Genomic DNA, 15,809 nt, shown 5'->3' with positions numbered 1-15,809 from the left:
GTCTTGCACGTATTCGCGTTCTGTCTGCTCAGCGCCAGTTCCCATCCCCGCACGGCAGGCGTTTGCGCACCTCAGGTAGGCGCTGGCTTGCCAGCGAGGGACGGCGCGGTACCCAACCGTCCGCCACTGGCCGATTTTCGCCGAGTCGAATTTCAGGTATGATGCTGCCCCTTTTTGATCCCCCAGTCAGGCGATTTCCCATGACCAACCAGGCCGCCGAAGTCGCGAAGCGCCGCACTTTCGCAATCATTTCCCACCCCGACGCCGGTAAGACCACCATCACCGAGAAGCTGTTGCTGATGGGCAAGGCCATCTCCGTCGCCGGCACCGTGAAGTCGCGCAAGTCCGACCGCCACGCCACCTCCGACTGGATGGAAATGGAAAAGCAGCGCGGCATCTCCATCACCACCTCGGTGATGCAGTTCCCGTACCGCGAGCACATGATCAACCTGCTCGACACCCCCGGCCACGAAGACTTCTCCGAAGACACCTATCGCACCTTGACGGCCGTGGACTCGGCGCTGATGGTGCTCGACGGCGGTAAAGGTGTAGAGCCGCGTACCATCGCCCTGATGGACGTGTGCCGCCTGCGCGATACGCCCATCGTCAGCTTCATCAACAAACTCGACCGTGACATCCGCGACCCGATCGAACTGCTCGACGAAATCGAGGCCGTTCTGAAGATCAAGGCCGCGCCGATTACCTGGCCTATCGGCTGCTACCGTGACTTCAAGGGTGTGTACCACCTGACCGGTGACTACATCATCGTCTACACACCGGGCCATGGCCACGAGCGTACCGAAGCCAAGATCATTCGCAAGCTGGACTCGGACGAAGCCCGCGCTCACCTGGGCGACCAGTACGACGCGTTCGTCGAGCAGCTGGAGCTGGTGCAAGGCGCCTGCCACGAGTTCGACCAGGACGAGTTCATCAACGGTCAACTGACCCCTGTGTTCTTCGGTACCGCACTGGGTAACTTCGGTGTCGACCATGTGCTCGATGCCGTCGTCGACTGGGCGCCGCGTCCGCTGGGCCGTGTCGCCCACGAGCGTACCGTCGAGCCCGTGGAAGAGAAATTCACCGGCTTCGTGTTCAAGATCCAGGCGAACATGGACCCGAAACACCGCGACCGTATCGCCTTCATGCGCATCTGCTCGGGCAAGTACGAAAAGGGCATGAAAATGCGCCACGTGCGGCTGAACAAGGACCTGCGCATCGGTGATGCGCTGACCTTCTTCTCTTCCGAGCGTGAGCAGCTGGAAGAGGCCTTTGCCGGCGACATCATCGGCCTGCACAACCATGGCACCATCCAGATCGGTGACACCTTCACCGAAGGCGAGGCACTGGGCTTCACCGGTATCCCGCACTTCGCCCCGGAACTGTTCCGCCGCGTGCGCCTGAAAGACCCGCTGAAATCCAAGCAGTTGCGTCAGGGCCTGCAGCAACTGGCCGAAGAAGGTGCTACCCAGGTGTTCTTCCCCGAGCGCAGCAACGACATCATCCTCGGTGCGGTCGGTGTGCTGCAGTTCGACGTGGTGGCCAGCCGCCTGAAGGAAGAGTACAAGGTCGAGTGCGCCTATGAGCCCATCACCGTATGGTCGGCGCGCTGGATCGCCTGCGATGACAAGAAGAAGCTGGAGGAATTCCAGAACAAGGCCATGGAGAACCTGGCCATCGATGGTGGCGGGCACCTGACTTACCTGGCACCTACCCGGGTCAACCTGTCGCTGATGGAAGAGCGCTGGCCTGACGTCAAGTTCCGCGCCACGCGCGAGCACCACTGAGCGTAAAGGGCCCGGCCACTTCGGTGGCCAGGCCGTTGGGCGAACAGGGCGGCTCGACGCCCGTCTCGCTCATCTCAACCGTTCGACGCCGCTCCCGCAAGGGCAGGCATCAGTTGCCCGCCTTCACACTGGTCCAGATACGTGTCCTGATGCGGTCTATCTTGGCCGGCATCGCTTCAAGCGCGTACAACTTGCCCATCACCGCTTCGCTTGGATAGATCATGGTGTTGGCCTTGAGCGCCGGGTCAACCAGTGCATCGGCTTGCAGGTTGGCGTTGGCGTATTGCACGTGGTTGCTGATGGCGGCCATCACCTGCGGGTCAAGCAGGTAGTTCATGTAGGCATACCCGGCGTGTTCGTCCGGCGCATCGGCGGGCATGGCCACCATGTCGAACCACATCGGCGCCCCCTCCTTGGGTATCGAGTAGCCGACCTTGACCCCGTTCTGGGCCTCCTCGGCGCGATTTTTTGCCTGGAGCACATCCCCCGAGAACCCGACCACGACGCAGACGTCGCCATTGGCCAGGTCCGCCGTGTACTTGGATGAGTGGAAATAGCTGATGTACGGCCGCACCTGCATCAGCAGCGCCTTGGCCTTGTCGTAGTCGGCCGGGTTCTGGCTGTGGTGGGGCAGACCCAGGTAGTGCAGCGCGATGGGCAGCAACTCGGGGCCATTGTCCAGTACCGCCACGCCACACCCTTTGAGCTTGCTCATGTACTGCGGCTTGAAGATCAGGTCCCAGGAATCGACCGGCGCGTCGTCGCCCAATACGGCTTTGACCTTGTCGATGTTGTAGCCAATGCCCGTGCTGCCCCAGAGGTACGGGAACCCGTACTGGTTGCCCGGATCATTGCCTTCCAGTGCCTTGAGTAGCACCGGGTTGAGGTTCTTCCAGTTGGGCAACTGCGACTTGTCCAGCCGTTTGAGGGCTTTGCCCTGGATTTGCCGGGCCATGAAATGGTTGGACGGAAACACCACGTCGTAGCCGGAATTGCCGGTCATCAACTTGCCATCGAGGGTCTCGTTGCTGTCGTAGACGTCGTAGGTGGGCACGATGCCGGTGGCTTGCTGGAACTGCTTCAAAGTGTCGGGCGCTATATAACTGGACCAGTTGTAGATCTTGACGGTTTCTGCCGCGCTGGCCACGCTGGCGGCCAGCATCAAGGGGGCGATGATTAGCGTGCGCATGTCGGGTTACCTTGCTTTGTGTGTTGTTATCGAAGGCAGGCGATCAGCGGATCAGAAGATGAGTACGTAGGTCTTGCGCACGGTTTCCTGGATATCCCAGGTGCCGGTGCTGTTGGCCGGTAGCATCAATGCGTCTCCGGCTTCTATGACCAAGGGTTCGCCATCGTCAGGGGTGAAGGTGCAGCGGCCCTTGATGAAATGGCAGAACTCTTGTTGCGTGATTTGCCGTCGCCAGCGTCCTGGGGTGCATTCCCAGATGCCCGTTTCCACGCCATCGCTGCGTTGCACGCACGTGATCGATGTCACCGCCACGGGCTGGCCGAGGGGTACGGCAACAGGGCTGCTGGACTGCAAAACGGCGCTGTCTGCCCGTTTGAACTGAGTGATGCTCATGACAGGTCGATCCTGTTTGGGTGAAGAATCAGTGCATGAAGCCTTCCATGAAATCTGCCAGCTTGGTGGCCAGTTGCCGTCTCCATGGCGGTGTCGCGGGGTTGGCCAGGGTGCGATCCTCGTGGACGAAGCTCTGGATGATGGCGTTGTACCCCAGCCAGCGGCTGGGCTCCGCAGGCCAGCTGGCCAAGCTCGATAGCGGCCTGTTGTCGTGTACCCAGGGCTGTCCGGTAAGCGCGTTCTGCTGATTCAGGATAAGTGCGGCCAGGGTGCGACCGCCCAGGTTGGTCGCGCCTACGCCTTCGCCGCCATAGCCACCGGCCAACGCGATACCCCGCTGGCGGTCGCACAGCATGTGCGGCCGAAAGCGCCGCGCCATCCCCAGGTTGCCGCCCCACGAATGGGTGATGCGCACATGGCGCAGTTGTGGAAACAGCTCGCTGAACAGGTAGCGACGCAGCTCGATCTCATGGGCCTGGAGGTTGAAGTCCTCGCGTAACCTGCCACCGAAGCGGTAGCCACCTCGGGCACCGAACACCAGGCGATCGTCGGCGGTGCGCTGACCATAGGTCACTTGCCGGCTGCCCTCGCTGAAGGCTTGCCCCTGGTCGAGGCCGATCTGCGCCCACGTGGCTTGCGGCAAGGGTTCGGTGGCCACCATCAGGCTCTGAACCGGCAACTGGTGTTTGCCCAACGGCGGCAAGCTGGCGGCATAGCCTTCCACTGCCGGGACGATCCAGTTGCACCGCAGGCGTGCCAACGGGGTGGTCACTTCGCCAGGCTGCCAGTCCAGCGCCGGTGTGTTCTCGTAAATTGGCACCCCCATGGCCTCGACCGCGCTGGCCAGGCCACGGACGAGCTTGGCCGGCTGTATCGTGGCCGTGTGCGGACTGTAGATGGCGCCATAGGCGTTGCTCACGCGCAACTGGCCCTGCAGCTGTGCTGGGCGCAACCAGCGGTAATCGTCCTCGGTCATGCCCAGGTTGTACAAGTGGTCCAGGTAGGCACGCAGGCTTCGCTCCTGCTCGGGATACCGCGCCGCGCAGTACAACACGCCGCCCTTGCGGTAGTCGCAATCGAGCTGTTCGCGGTGCAAGACGCGCTGTACTTCGTCCGGAATGTCATGCAGCAGGTCGATGCTGGCGCGGCGCTGCAGCGGCGACAGGCTGGCCAGCAGGCGATCTTCACCCAGCAAATTGCCCATCAGCCATCCGCCGTTGCGCCCCGAGGCACCGAACCCGGCGATGTTGGCCTCGATCACCACGATGTTGAGGTGCGGCGCCTGGCGCTTGAGGTAGTAAGCGGTCCACAGGCCTGTGTAGCCAGCGCCGATGATGCAGACGTCGGCCTCGACGTTTTCACGCAGGGCAGGGCGCGCGCGCAGCGGCTCTTGCAGCTGGTCCATCCACAAGCTGAGGGTACGCAGGGGCTGCATGGGCCGGGCTCCACAAGCGGTCAGGTGATGGAGCGATGCTAGTGGGCAACGGCAGCGGTTGTCTTACGTGCGTGCACGCGAGGAAATCTGTTTGAGGTAGGCCTTGGGCGTCAGCCCGGTATGCTCGCGAAAGCACTTGTAGAACGCGGACAGCGAGTTGAAACCAGCGTTGAATGCCAGGTCATCGATGGACGCCTGGCCGCTATCAGTTGCCAGGATCGTCATCAGGTGCTGCAGGCGCGCCTGGTTGACGTAGCGATAAAAGCTCTGGCCCAGCACCTGGTTCAACAGGTAGGAGATCTGATTGCGGCTGTAACCGCTGGCCTGAGCGACCTGTTGCAGGCTCAGCTCAGGATCCAGGTACGGGCGTTGTCGCTGGAAGTAGTGTTCAAGGTCTTGCGCCATGGTCGACAACTGACGCGGGGACAGCCCTAGCCGGCTGGTGGCGGGCCGAGAAGTACGACGGGTGCTGCCGGCACTTTGCTGACGCACGAGTGTGGCGTACTCATTGACCTGCCAGATCAGGCCGTCCTTTACCGTGATCGCCTCGCTGGACTGGAACGCCACCAGGCCGTCCCCGCCCTGCACGGTGACCTGGTACTGAATGTACGCCGTACAGCCATCGACGCGGATACGGTCGCTGTGCACGATGTCCTCGCCGGCGGCATGGGGCAGGCAGGCGCTCACGTACGCACGCAGCTCGGCATGGCTCAGCACGCGATTCTGGAAGAAGTCGTGGTATTGAATGTCGGGGTGGTACAGCGCCATCATGCCATCGAGATCGCGATGCTTCCAGCACAGGTGGTAGCGCATCACGGTGTCGGCGGTGATCGGCGTCTGGGACGGGCCATCGGGCAGGGTCATGGCAGGATCATGCCTGTTCCCTGGCGTGGCGACAAGAATTGCAGAACACCTGATGCTAGAGGCCGATTCGCGCATTTTGCACGGTCAATAATTAACCTGTTTTTGTAACTCCTTGATTTAAAAGGGCGGGATTTTTTATGGCAACTGGCACAACGGCTGCAACGTTTAATGCGCGAATGGACTTCTCGCTAACAACACAGGCGACCACATCATGATCTCATCTGCCGACTATCCCGTTGTCGATACACAAAGCCGCTCAGGTGTTTCCTGGGCAGCGATCTTCGCTGGCGCAGCCGGTGCTGCTGCCATCTCTCTCCTTCTGGTAGTACTCGGTGCAGGGCTCGGCTTTGCCGCGACCTCGCCGTGGGCAGATGAAGGGGCCAGTGCCAAAGCCCTGGGTATTTCCACCATTGTCTGGTTGCTGCTGACCCAGATCATCGCTTCGGGCATGGGCGGCTACATTGCCGGCCGTCTGCGGGTGAAATGGGCCAATCTGCATGGTGACGAAGTGTATTTCCGCGACACTGCACACGGCTTCCTGTCGTGGGCCGTGGCTACCCTGGTGACGGCCATGCTGGTACTGGGTACCGCCGGCAACATCGTCGGTGCTGGTGCCAGTGGAGCGACTCAAGCGGCCGGCATGACCGCCGCTGCCGGTGGTGCTGCCGCCTCCAATGCCTCGGACGAGTCCCTGGACTACTTCGTGGACGGCCTGTTCCGTGGCGAGGGCCCAGCGCCTGTCAGCGATGATGCGGCCAATGGCGTTGCCGCTCGCATCCTGGCCAAAGGCTTTGCCGGTGACGGTGCCCTGGCACCTGAAGACCGTGCCTACCTGGCGCAGCTGGTTGCCCAGCGCACCCGCCTGTCCCAGCCGGAAGCTGAAGCGCGCGTCGACCAGGTCATGGCTCAAGTTCAACAACTGAAGACCGATGCCAAGCAGGCTGCAGACACCGCTGCCAAAGTGGCTGCCTGGACTGCCCTGTGGACCTTCGTGGCCCTGCTGTGCGGCGCCTTCTTCGCCAGCCTCGCCGCGCTGTACGGTGGTCGTCGTCGCGACCAGGTCCAGTGGCTCGAAGGCGACTACGTCGCTCACCGCACTATTCAACGCTAAGTAAGGAGAACGAACATGCGCTCGATATTGCTATGGATGCTGGGTGTACCGATTCCAATCATCATTCTGATTGCACTGTTCATGCACTGACGAAAAGGGCCGCTTAGCGGCCCTTTTCGTTTATGTCTTACTTGTCGATTTGCCGTCTTGCACCGGTTCTGAAAGCCAGTGAATTGGCAGCGGTCTTGCCGGCCCGCCGGACTGGCCGATCCATACCTTCCTTAGAGAAACTGCTCCGCATAGTGACAAGCTACCTGCCGGGTCTCCACCTGCCTGAACGCCGGTACATCATTGGCGCAGCGATCGGTCGCGTAGGGGCAGCGTTTGTGAAAAGCGCAGCCATCCGGCGGGTTGAGCGGGTTGGGCAGCTCGCCGGCAATGCGGATACGCGGTTTGGACGGATCTGGATGAATAGCGGGGGTGGCAGACAGCAGGGCCTGGGTATACGGATGCAGCGGCTTTTCGTAGATGTCGGCTTTGGGCCCCATCTCCGCCGGTCTGCCCAGGTACATGACCAGTACATCGTCGGCCACGTGCCGTACTACCGCCAAGTTGTGGGAAATGAACACGTAACCGGTACCGTACTGCTGTTGCATGTCCATGAACAAATTCAGCACCTGGGCCTGGATCGACACATCCAGCGCAGACGTCGGCTCGTCGGCCACCAACACTTTGGGCTGCAACATCATGGCCCGTGCCAGCGCGATACGCTGGCGTTGTCCACCCGAGAACATGTGCGGATAGCGCTGGTAATGCTCCGGGCGCAGCCCCACCTGCTCCATCATCTTCTGCACCCTGTCACGCCGCTGCGCCTTGCTCAGCGTGGTGTTGATCAGCAACGGCTCGGCCAACTGGTCACCGATCTTCTGCCGCGGGTTGAGCGAGGCGTAAGGGCTTTGGAAGACCATTTGTACGTCCCGGCGCAGTTGCTTGCGCTCGACCTTGCTGGCACCGGTTACCTCGGTACCTGCGATCTGCAGCGAGCCAGAGGTGGGCTGCTCGATCAGGGTCAGGGCGCGGGCCAGGGTCGACTTGCCGCAACCGGACTCGCCGACCACCGCCAACGTCTTGCCCGCCTCCAGCTCGAACGAAACGCCATTGAGCGCGCGTACCAGCGCATGGCCCTTGAACAACCCGCGGGAGACTTCGTAATGCCGGGTCAGGTCCCGGGCCGATAGAACGACGGCCATCACGCCACCTCCTGGTTCAGTGGGTAGAAACAGCGGGCCAGGCTCTGGGCTTTGGGGTCCAGGGCCGGGCGCTGGTGTCGACAGTTATCCTGCACATACGGGCAACGCGGCGACAGCAGGCAACCCGTGGGGCGGTCATAGCGGCCTGGAACGATGCCGGGCAGGGTGGCCAATCGCTCGGCACCCAGGCTGTGCTCGGGGATCGCCGCCAGCAGGGCTTCGGTATAGGGGTGGGCAGGGATGTCGAACAGCTCTGGCACCTGGCCCACCTCCACGGCCTGGCCTGCATACATCACGCACACCCGGCGCGCGGTCTCGGCCACGACCGCCAGGTCATGGGTAATCAGGATCAGGGCCATGTTGCGCTCCTGCTGCAGGTTGACCAGCAGCTCCATGATCTGCGCCTGGATGGTCACGTCCAGCGCCGTGGTCGGCTCGTCGGCGATCAGCAGCTTGGGCTCGCCGGCAATGGCCATGGCGATGGCCACCCGTTGGCTCATGCCGCCGGACAGTTGATGCGGATAGGCGTCCAGGCGACTCTCGGCGGCCGGGATCTCGACCTTCTGCAGCAGTTCCAGGGCCCGTTGTCGCGCCGCCTTGCCCTTGAGGCCCAAGTGTTGACGCAGCACTTCTTCGATCTGATAACCCACGGTGTAGCTGGGGTTCAGGGCCGTCATCGGGTCCTGGAAGACCATGGCGATATCCTTGCCCACCACCTTGCGCCGTTGCCGGCCGCTGAGGGTAAGCATGTCGGTACCGTCGAAGGTCATGGCATCGGCGGTGATCCGGCCCGGGGCCTCGACCAGGCCCATCAGGGCCATCATGGTCACCGATTTGCCCGAGCCGGACTCGCCGACGATGGCCAGGATTTCGCCGGCATGAACCTGCAAGTCCAGCCCGTCCACCACCGGCACGGCGTCCGCGTCGCCAAAACGCACGTTGAGGTTGTTGATCTGCAACAAAGACATGGGTGTGCTCCTCAGGCGGCGTTCTTGAGTTTGGGGTCGAGCGCATCGCGCAGGCCATCACCCATCAGGTTGATCGCCAGTACGCTGAGCAGAATGGTCAGGCCCGGCAGGCTCACCACCCACCAGGCGCGCTCGATGTAATCCCTTGCCGAGGCCAGCATGGTGCCCCACTCCGGCGTCGGGGGTTGCACGCCAAGGCCCAGGAAACCCAAGGCGGCGGCATCGAGGATGGCCGAGGAAAAGCTCAAGGTGGCCTGCACGATCAGCGGCGCCATGCAGTTGGGCAGCACGGTCACGAACATCAGGCGCCACAGCCCAGCGCCCGCCAGCCGGGCGGCGGTGACGTAGTCGCGGTTAAGCTCGCCCATCACGGCGGCGCGGGTCAGGCGCACGTACGAGGGCAGCGAGACGATGGCAATGGCGATCACGGTGTTGATCAGGCCAGGGCCGAGGATGGCGACGATGGCAACGGCCAGCAGCAGCGAGGGCAGGGCCAGCATCACGTCCATCAGGCGCATGATCGAAGGGCCGACGAAGTGCGGGAAGAAGCCTGCCAGCAACCCGAGGAGAATGCCGGGGATCAGCGATATCACCACCGATGACAAGCCGATCAGCAAGGACAGGCGCGCCCCCTGGATCAAGCGCGAGAGCAGGTCGCGGCCAAGCTCATCGGTGCCCAGGATGAACTGCCAGGTGCCGCCCTCCAGCCACACCGGAGGGGTGAGCAGAAAATCGCGGTACTGCTCGCTGGGGTCGTGGGGGGCGACCCAGGGCGCGAACAGCGCGCAGAACACCACCACGCACATGAACGCCAGGCCCATCACCGCGCCCTTGTTGCGCGCGAAGGCCTGCCAGAATTCCTTGTAGGGCGAGGGGTAGAGAAGGCTCTGGTCCACTGGGCTGACCGGGGACAGGTTTTTTGCAGTCGGGTTGGTCATGACGGGGCCTCAGCGCTGATGACGGATGCGTGGGTTGGCCAGGCCGTAGAGGATGTCCACGACGAAGTTGACCAGGATCACCAGGCAGGCAATCAACAGAATGCCGTTCTGGACCACGGGGTAGTCACGGGCACCGATGGCTTCGATCAGCCATTTGCCGATGCCCGGCCAGGAGAAGATGGTTTCGGTCAACACTGCACCGGCCAGCAAGGTGCCGACCTGCAGGCCGAACACGGTCAAGACGGGAATCAGGGCGTTGCGCAAGCCGTGCATGAACACGACCCGGGCCGGGGAAAGCCCTTTGGCGCGCGCCGTGCGGATGTAGTCCTCGCGCAGCACTTCGAGCATGGAGGAGCGCGTCATGCGTGCGATCACGGCCAGCGGGATGGTACCGAGGACGATGGCCGGCAGAATCAGGTGCATCACCGCATCCTTGAACGAACCCTCTTCATCGCTGAGCAGGGTGTCGATGAGCATGAAGCCGGTCTTGGGTTCGATGTCATAGAGCAGGTCGATGCGCCCGGATACCGGGGTCCAGCCCAGGCTCACCGAGAAGAACATGATCAGGATCAGGCCCCACCAGAAGATCGGCATCGAGTAGCCGGCAAGCGAAATCCCCATCACCCCATGGTCGAACAGCGAGCCGCGCTTGAGCGCGGCGATCACCCCGGCCAGCAAGCCGACCACGCCGGCGAATAGCAGGGCGGCCATGGCCAGTTCCAGGGTAGCCGGGAACAAGGTGGTGAACTCGCTCCATACGCTCTCGCGCGTGCGCAGCGACTCGCCCAGGTCGCCCTGGGCCAGCTTGCCGATGTAGTCCAGGTACTGGGCTGGCAACGGTTTGTTCAGGCCCAGCCGTTCCATGGCCTGGGCATGCATTTGCGGGTCCACCCTGCGTTCGCCCATCATCACTTCCACCGGGTCACCGGGGATCAGGCGTATCAGCGCGAAGGTCAGCAAGGTGATGCCGAAAAAGGTCGGGATCAACAGGCCGAGGCGCCGGGCAATAAAACTCAACATGGTCGCAGTTACCTCATCAGGCCGCATGGCAGGTACCTGCCACGGCAGTGCCGCCGTTGCCATAAAGCAACGGCGGTCGTTGTTGTTCTACTTCACTCGGGTGGTAGCGAAGTTGTTGCTGGTCAAGGGGCTGATCACGTAGCCCTCCACGTTGTCACGCATGGCCGTGAACACCTTGGGGTGGGCCATGCTGATCCAGGGCTGGTCCTCATCGTACACCGTCAATGCCTCGCTATAGAGCCTGGCACGCTCGTCGTTGTCGCTCACCTCGCGGGCGCGGGTGATCAGTGCCTGGAATTTCGAGTTGCACCAGCGTGCATAGTTCTCGCCATTGCTGGCCGCCTCGCAGCTAAGCAAGGGGGTGAGGAAGTTGTCCGGGTCGCCGTTGTCGCCGGCCCAGCCACTGGACACCAGGTCCGCCTCGCCTTTCTTGGCACGGCGCAGCATTTCGGCCCATTCCATGACACGGATATCCAGTTTCAGGCCGATCTGCGCCAGGTCGGCCTGAAGCATCTCGGCGGACAGTCGCGGGTTTGGGTTGGTCGGGCCGCCGCCATTGCGGGTGAACAGGGTGATGACCGTGCCCTGGGGCACACCGGCTTGTTTAAGCAGCGCACGCGCTTGGTCCAGATCGCGTGGCGGGTTCTGGTTGGCGGTGTTATAGCCGATCATCGAAGGGGGATACGGGTTGACGCCGACCAGCGCATTGCCTTTGCCGAACAGCTGGTCAACGTGGGTCTGGCGGTCGAAGGCCATGTTGATCGCCTTGCGCACGCGTACATCACTCAGGTACGGATGCTGGGTGTTCATGGCAATGTAGCCGGTCACCAGCGCTTCGGTCTGCGCGACCTTCAGGCGCGGATCCGCCATGATCGACGGCACATCGTCCGGTTTGGGATACAGCGCAACCTGGCACTCGTTGGCGCGCAACTTCTGCAGGCGGACGTTACTGTCGGTGGCGATGGCGAAAACCAGGGCATCGGCGGGCGGCTTGCCACGGAAGTAGTCCGGGTTGGGCTTGAAGCGCACCTGGGCATCCTTGTTGTAGCGCTGGAAAATGAACGGCCCGGTGCCGATTGGCTTGCTGTTGAGCTCTGCCGTTTTGCCGGCTGCCAGCAACTGATCGCCGTACTCGGCGGAATAGATGGACGTGAAGCCCATGGCCATGTCGCGCAGGAAAGGCGCCTCGGGCCGGGTCAGGGTGATCACCACGGTGTAGTCGTCGGTCTTGTCCACCGACTTGAGCAACGATTTGAAGGCCATGCTCTCGAAGTAGGGGTAGCCGATGCTGGTCTTGTCGTGCCAGGGGTGGTTCGGGTCAAGCTGGCGGCGCAAGCTCCAAAGCACATCGTCGGCGTTCAGATCGCGGCTGGGCTTGAAATAGTCGGTGGTGTGGAACTTGACCCCACGGCGAAGGTGGAAGGTATAGGCCAGGCCGTCGGCAGAAATGTCCCAGCGCTCGGCCAGGGCTGGTTGTACATCCGTGGTGCCGGGCTTGAAGTCCACCAGGCGGTCGAAGAGGGTTTCAGCTGCAGCGTCGGACGTCACCGCCGTTGTGTATTGCACCACGTCGAACCCTTCGGGGCTTGCCTCGGTGCACACCACCAGCGGCTTGGCGGCCAGCTGAGACGTACTGCCCAGGATCAGCGTTGCCAGCAACAGCCGCAGTGCCGATGTCTTCTTGGTCACAGCTTGCATGGATCAATTCTCCCTGCGTTGTGCTCCAGCCTGACGCCCGACCCGCTGGCAAGCGGGCCGGGCGGCCGGTCAGAGGATGTTGAACGGAATGGTGGTCACGAGCCTGAATTCGTTCAGGCTGCCATCGCCCTGTGCCTTGCTTGCGCGGTGCGTGGTGTAGGTAGCGCGGATGCTGGTGTCCTTGAGCGGTCCGCTCTGTACCGCGTAGCTGGTGCCGATGCCCCACTCGTAATGGGTCTCGCCATCGAGGCCTTGGACGTCGTAGGCGCTGCCTCGGTAATGGGTGCCGTCGATGCCCCAGCCACGCGCGTTGTACAGGTTGAATTTCAGCCCTGGCACGCCGTAGTAGGCCATGTTGAGCACATAGGATAGCTGCAGCGATTTCTCGTTCGGGCCGTTGAAGTCCGACAGCAGCGAGTTGGCCAGGTAGATGCCGTTGGTTTCGTGGAGGTAGTCGAAATACTCGTTGCCATTGACCTGCTGCCAGGCGGCGGTAAGGGTGTGCGCCTGATGGGTCAGGCCCAGCGACAGGCTGTAGGTATCGTTGTCGATGTCGCCCATCTTGCGGCTGCCGGCGTCCACCGTCTTGTAGTAGTTAAGGCCCGTGGACAGGCTGAGCACGGCGCTGTCGCCGAACAGGTGATTGGCGCCGAAATAGTACTGGTTCCAGAAATCGTCGACCTTGGTGGCGTACAGGCTGGTGGTCAGGCTCTTGAGGGGCTGGTAGTTGATACCGACCGTGCTGGCGCGGTCGGTTTCCACCCCGGCCGCCCCGTATTCGCTGCGGAACTTGCTCAGGCTCTGCTCGGTACGTGGCGAGACCCGGTCGAAGGTACCCAGGTCGAACGTCAGGTTGTCGAATTCAGCGCTGTGCAGGAACGCGCCCTGGAAACTGGAGGGCAGGGCGCGGTTGCCGATGAAAGCGATCATCGGGGTATCGACGGCCTGACGACCGAGGGTCAGGGTGGTATTGGATATACGCGCCTTGACGTTGCCCAACCCCAGTTTGCTCCACTGGCCGATGGCATCGCCGTCGCTGTGGGTCAGGGTACGGTTGTTGGGTCCTGCAATCGCTTCGCGATCCTGCTGCAGGGCGATGGCATTGTAGCCGGCTGCCTCCACGGCAAAGCCCACCGTGCCCTGGGTAAAGCCCGAGGTGTAATTGAGGATGGTGCCCTGCACCCAGTTTTCACGCGTGTGGGTGGGGTGACGGGTACCGTCGCTCTTGTAGTAGCGCCATAGCGGTGCGCGGGTGGCGCGTTCGCGGGCGTACCAGTTGCGCGTCGTCCCGCTCAAGCTCTGGCCATCGACGAAACCCTTGGCCTGCGCCTGGGCGCTTTGGGCTGCGACGGTGAGCGGCAGGTAGGCTTGGCTCTGTGGGTCGGCGTGGGCGGTGGAGGTTGCCGCGCCTATGGCTAACGCCAGCGCGCTCGAATTGAACAGTCTCACGATAGAAGCTCCTTTTCATTTCTAGTTATTGCCGGCCTTGTGGGCCGGGTGGGTGTTGCCGTGTTGCCTGGAGCGCCCCGGGATCACCGAGGCTGAAGCGGACGATGGTCAGGCATGGCGCGCGGGTCTCCCCACCTGCGCGCCACGCCTGCCCGGCGGTGCTAATCGACGCTGACGCCGGAAAAATCGTTGCGCCCGAACGGGCTGACCTTGAACCCGGACACTTGGGTGCTCAGGGGCTGATTGACAGTTGAATGGGCGACTGGCGTGATCGGAACCTGCTGCTTGAGCCGCTGCTGGGCTTGCTGATAGAGCGTGGTGCGCTGGGCCTGGTCGGTGACCTGCTTGGCCTGCTTGACGAGGCTGTCGTACTGCGGGTCGCACCATTGCGAGTAGTTGTTGCTGCCAATGGCATCGCAGCTGTACAGCGTGCCCAGCCAGTTGTCGGGGTCGCCGTTGTCACCGGTCCATCCGATCAGCGCCACATCGTGCTCACCGCTCTTGAGGCGCTTGATGTATTCGCCCCATTCGTAGCTGACGATGCGCACTTTGAAGCCCAGCTTGCTCCAATCGGCTTGGAGCATTTCGGCCATCAGCTTGGCGTTAGGGTTGTAGGGGCGTTGCACCGGCATGGCCCACAGGGTGATTTCGGTGCCGGGCTTGACCCCGGCCTGCTCGAGCAGCTGGCGGGCTTTGTCCGGGTCATGGGGTGCATCGGTGATGCTGGTGTCGTAGGACCATTGTGTGGGTGGCATCGCGTTGACCGCCCGTTGCCCGGCTTGCTGGTACACCGCCTGCAGGATGGCTTGCTTGTTGACCGCCATGTCCATGGCCTGGCGCACCTCAAGCCGGTCGAATGGCGGGTGCTGGGTGTTGTAGGCGATATAGCCCAGGTTGAACCCTGCTTGCTGCAAGACCTGCACTTTGGGGTCCTGCTTGAGCCCTGGCAGGTCGGCCGGCCGCGGATGCAGGGTGACCTGGCACTCGTTGCGGCGCAGTTTCTGGATGCGCACCGACGGGTCGACATTGATCGAGAACACCAGGTTGTCGAGCTTCACCTGCTCGGGCGCCCAGTAGGCACGGTTGGCCTTGTAGCGGATCTGCGAGTCCTTCTGGTAACGCTGGAACACGAACGGGCCGGTGCCTATCGGTTGCTGGTTGATGTCGCTGGGCCGCCCGGTCTTGATCAGTTGCTCGGCGTATTCGGCGGACAGGATCGATGCAACGCTCATGGCCAGGTTCTGGATGAACGCGGCGTCTACCGTGTGCAGCGTGAACACCACGGTGTATGGGTCGGTCTTTTCGACGCCTGCGATGTTCTTGTCCAGGCCCATGCTGACGAAGTAGGGAAACTCGGTGGGGTAGGCCTTGCGAAACGGGTGCTGCCTGTCGAGCATGCGGTTGAAGGTGAACAGCACGTCGTCTGCGTTGAAGGGCCGGCTGGGGGTGAAGGCCTTGTTGCTGTGAAAGCTCACGCCTTCGCGCAGGTGAAAGGTGTAGCGCAGGCCGTTCTCGCTGACTTCCCAGCGGGTGGCCAGGGCAGGGTGCACCGCCGTGCCGCCGCGTTCGAACTCCACCAGGCGGTTGTAGATCGGCTGGGCGGCGTCATTGTCGGTGGCGGTGGTGTATTGGGCCGTATCGAAACCGGCCGGGCTGCCCTCGGAGCAGAACACCAGGTTGTTGGCCATCACCGCTGGCGTCTGGCCGACGAGGGCCAGGGCGAGCAGTGTAGAAAGTCGGGTCAGGTGGCGCATGCTAAGTCCTTTTGGG

Annotated in this window: 13 protein-coding genes; 2 read left to right on the top strand and 11 right to left on the bottom strand. The window is 62.6% G+C overall.

Annotated elements, in window-relative coordinates; all coding sequences use genetic code 11:
• Positions 1 to 200: 200 nt before the first annotated feature.
• Positions 201 to 1,784 carry a peptide chain release factor 3 gene (locus tag FS767_RS04900; RefSeq protein WP_144964421.1) on the top strand — a complete coding sequence of 528 codons (1,584 nt, stop codon included), beginning with the start codon at positions 201 to 203 and terminating at the stop codon, positions 1,782 to 1,784.
• A gap of 109 nt (positions 1,785 to 1,893) precedes the next feature.
• On the opposite strand, the gene FS767_RS04890 is transcribed toward FS767_RS04900, so the two are convergent.
• From FS767_RS04890 to FS767_RS04875, 4 genes are all read right to left on the bottom strand, one after another.
• Positions 1,894 to 2,973 carry a polyamine ABC transporter substrate-binding protein gene (locus tag FS767_RS04890; protein ID WP_144964420.1) on the bottom strand — a complete coding sequence of 360 codons (1,080 nt, stop codon included), beginning with the start codon at positions 2,971 to 2,973 and terminating at the stop codon, positions 1,894 to 1,896.
• A 51-nt stretch (positions 2,974 to 3,024) separates the two neighbouring features.
• On the bottom strand, positions 3,025 to 3,366 hold the full coding sequence (locus FS767_RS04885) for a cupin domain-containing protein (RefSeq protein WP_058604382.1): 342 nt from the start codon (positions 3,364 to 3,366) through the stop codon (positions 3,025 to 3,027).
• A 28-nt stretch (positions 3,367 to 3,394) separates the two neighbouring features.
• A complete protein-coding gene (locus tag FS767_RS04880; protein ID WP_058637476.1) occupies positions 3,395 to 4,801 on the bottom strand; it encodes an FAD-binding oxidoreductase in 1,407 nt (468 codons plus the stop codon).
• Between the two features lie 63 nt (positions 4,802 to 4,864).
• Positions 4,865 to 5,665: an AraC family transcriptional regulator gene (locus FS767_RS04875; protein WP_144964419.1), complete on the bottom strand. Its 801-nt coding sequence runs from the start codon at positions 5,663 to 5,665 to the stop codon at positions 4,865 to 4,867.
• A gap of 211 nt (positions 5,666 to 5,876) precedes the next feature.
• On the opposite strand from FS767_RS04875, the gene FS767_RS04870 reads away from it, so the two are divergent.
• Positions 5,877 to 6,776, top strand: a complete 900-nt coding sequence (locus FS767_RS04870) for a hypothetical protein (RefSeq protein ID WP_144964418.1) — start codon at positions 5,877 to 5,879, stop codon at positions 6,774 to 6,776.
• A 221-nt stretch (positions 6,777 to 6,997) separates the two neighbouring features.
• Here FS767_RS04870 and FS767_RS04865 read toward each other — a convergent pair whose 3' ends face one another.
• The 7 genes from FS767_RS04865 to FS767_RS04835 all read right to left on the bottom strand — a co-directional run bounded on the left by FS767_RS04865 (position 6,998) and on the right by FS767_RS04835 (position 15,793).
• On the bottom strand, positions 6,998 to 7,966 hold the full coding sequence (locus FS767_RS04865; protein ID WP_144964417.1) for a peptide ABC transporter ATP-binding protein: 969 nt from the start codon (positions 7,964 to 7,966) through the stop codon (positions 6,998 to 7,000).
• Positions 7,966 to 8,934 (bottom strand): ABC transporter ATP-binding protein, encoded by a 969-nt coding sequence (locus FS767_RS04860; protein WP_144964416.1) that lies wholly within the window; start codon positions 8,932 to 8,934, stop codon positions 7,966 to 7,968. The genes FS767_RS04865 and FS767_RS04860 overlap by 1 nt, the downstream gene beginning before the upstream one ends.
• An 11-nt stretch (positions 8,935 to 8,945) precedes the next feature.
• Positions 8,946 to 9,872, bottom strand: coding sequence for an ABC transporter permease subunit (locus FS767_RS04855; RefSeq protein ID WP_144964415.1), 927 nt, complete (start codon positions 9,870 to 9,872; stop codon positions 8,946 to 8,948).
• A gap of 9 nt (positions 9,873 to 9,881) precedes the next feature.
• The gene (locus FS767_RS04850) at positions 9,882 to 10,892 is read right to left on the bottom strand and encodes an ABC transporter permease subunit (protein WP_058604498.1); all 1,011 of its coding nucleotides are present in this window, start codon (positions 10,890 to 10,892) and stop codon (positions 9,882 to 9,884) included.
• 87 nt (positions 10,893 to 10,979) lie between these two features.
• Entirely contained in the window at positions 10,980 to 12,590 is a 1,611-nt protein-coding gene (locus FS767_RS04845; protein ID WP_144964414.1) for an ABC transporter substrate-binding protein, read from the bottom strand.
• Positions 12,591 to 12,659: 69 nt separating this feature from the next.
• Entirely contained in the window at positions 12,660 to 14,039 is a 1,380-nt protein-coding gene (locus FS767_RS04840; protein WP_144964413.1) for an OprD family porin, read from the bottom strand.
• Between the two features lie 161 nt (positions 14,040 to 14,200).
• Positions 14,201 to 15,793: an ABC transporter substrate-binding protein gene (locus FS767_RS04835; RefSeq protein ID WP_144964412.1), complete on the bottom strand. Its 1,593-nt coding sequence runs from the start codon at positions 15,791 to 15,793 to the stop codon at positions 14,201 to 14,203.
• Between the last annotated feature and the right edge of the window lie 16 nt (positions 15,794 to 15,809).

Origin of the sequence: Pseudomonas sp. DE0010 (assembly GCF_007680745.1) — a bacterium.
Lineage (GTDB): Bacteria > Pseudomonadota > Gammaproteobacteria > Pseudomonadales > Pseudomonadaceae > Aquipseudomonas > Aquipseudomonas parafulva_B.
This window is presented reverse-complemented; position numbering and strand designations above follow the sequence as displayed.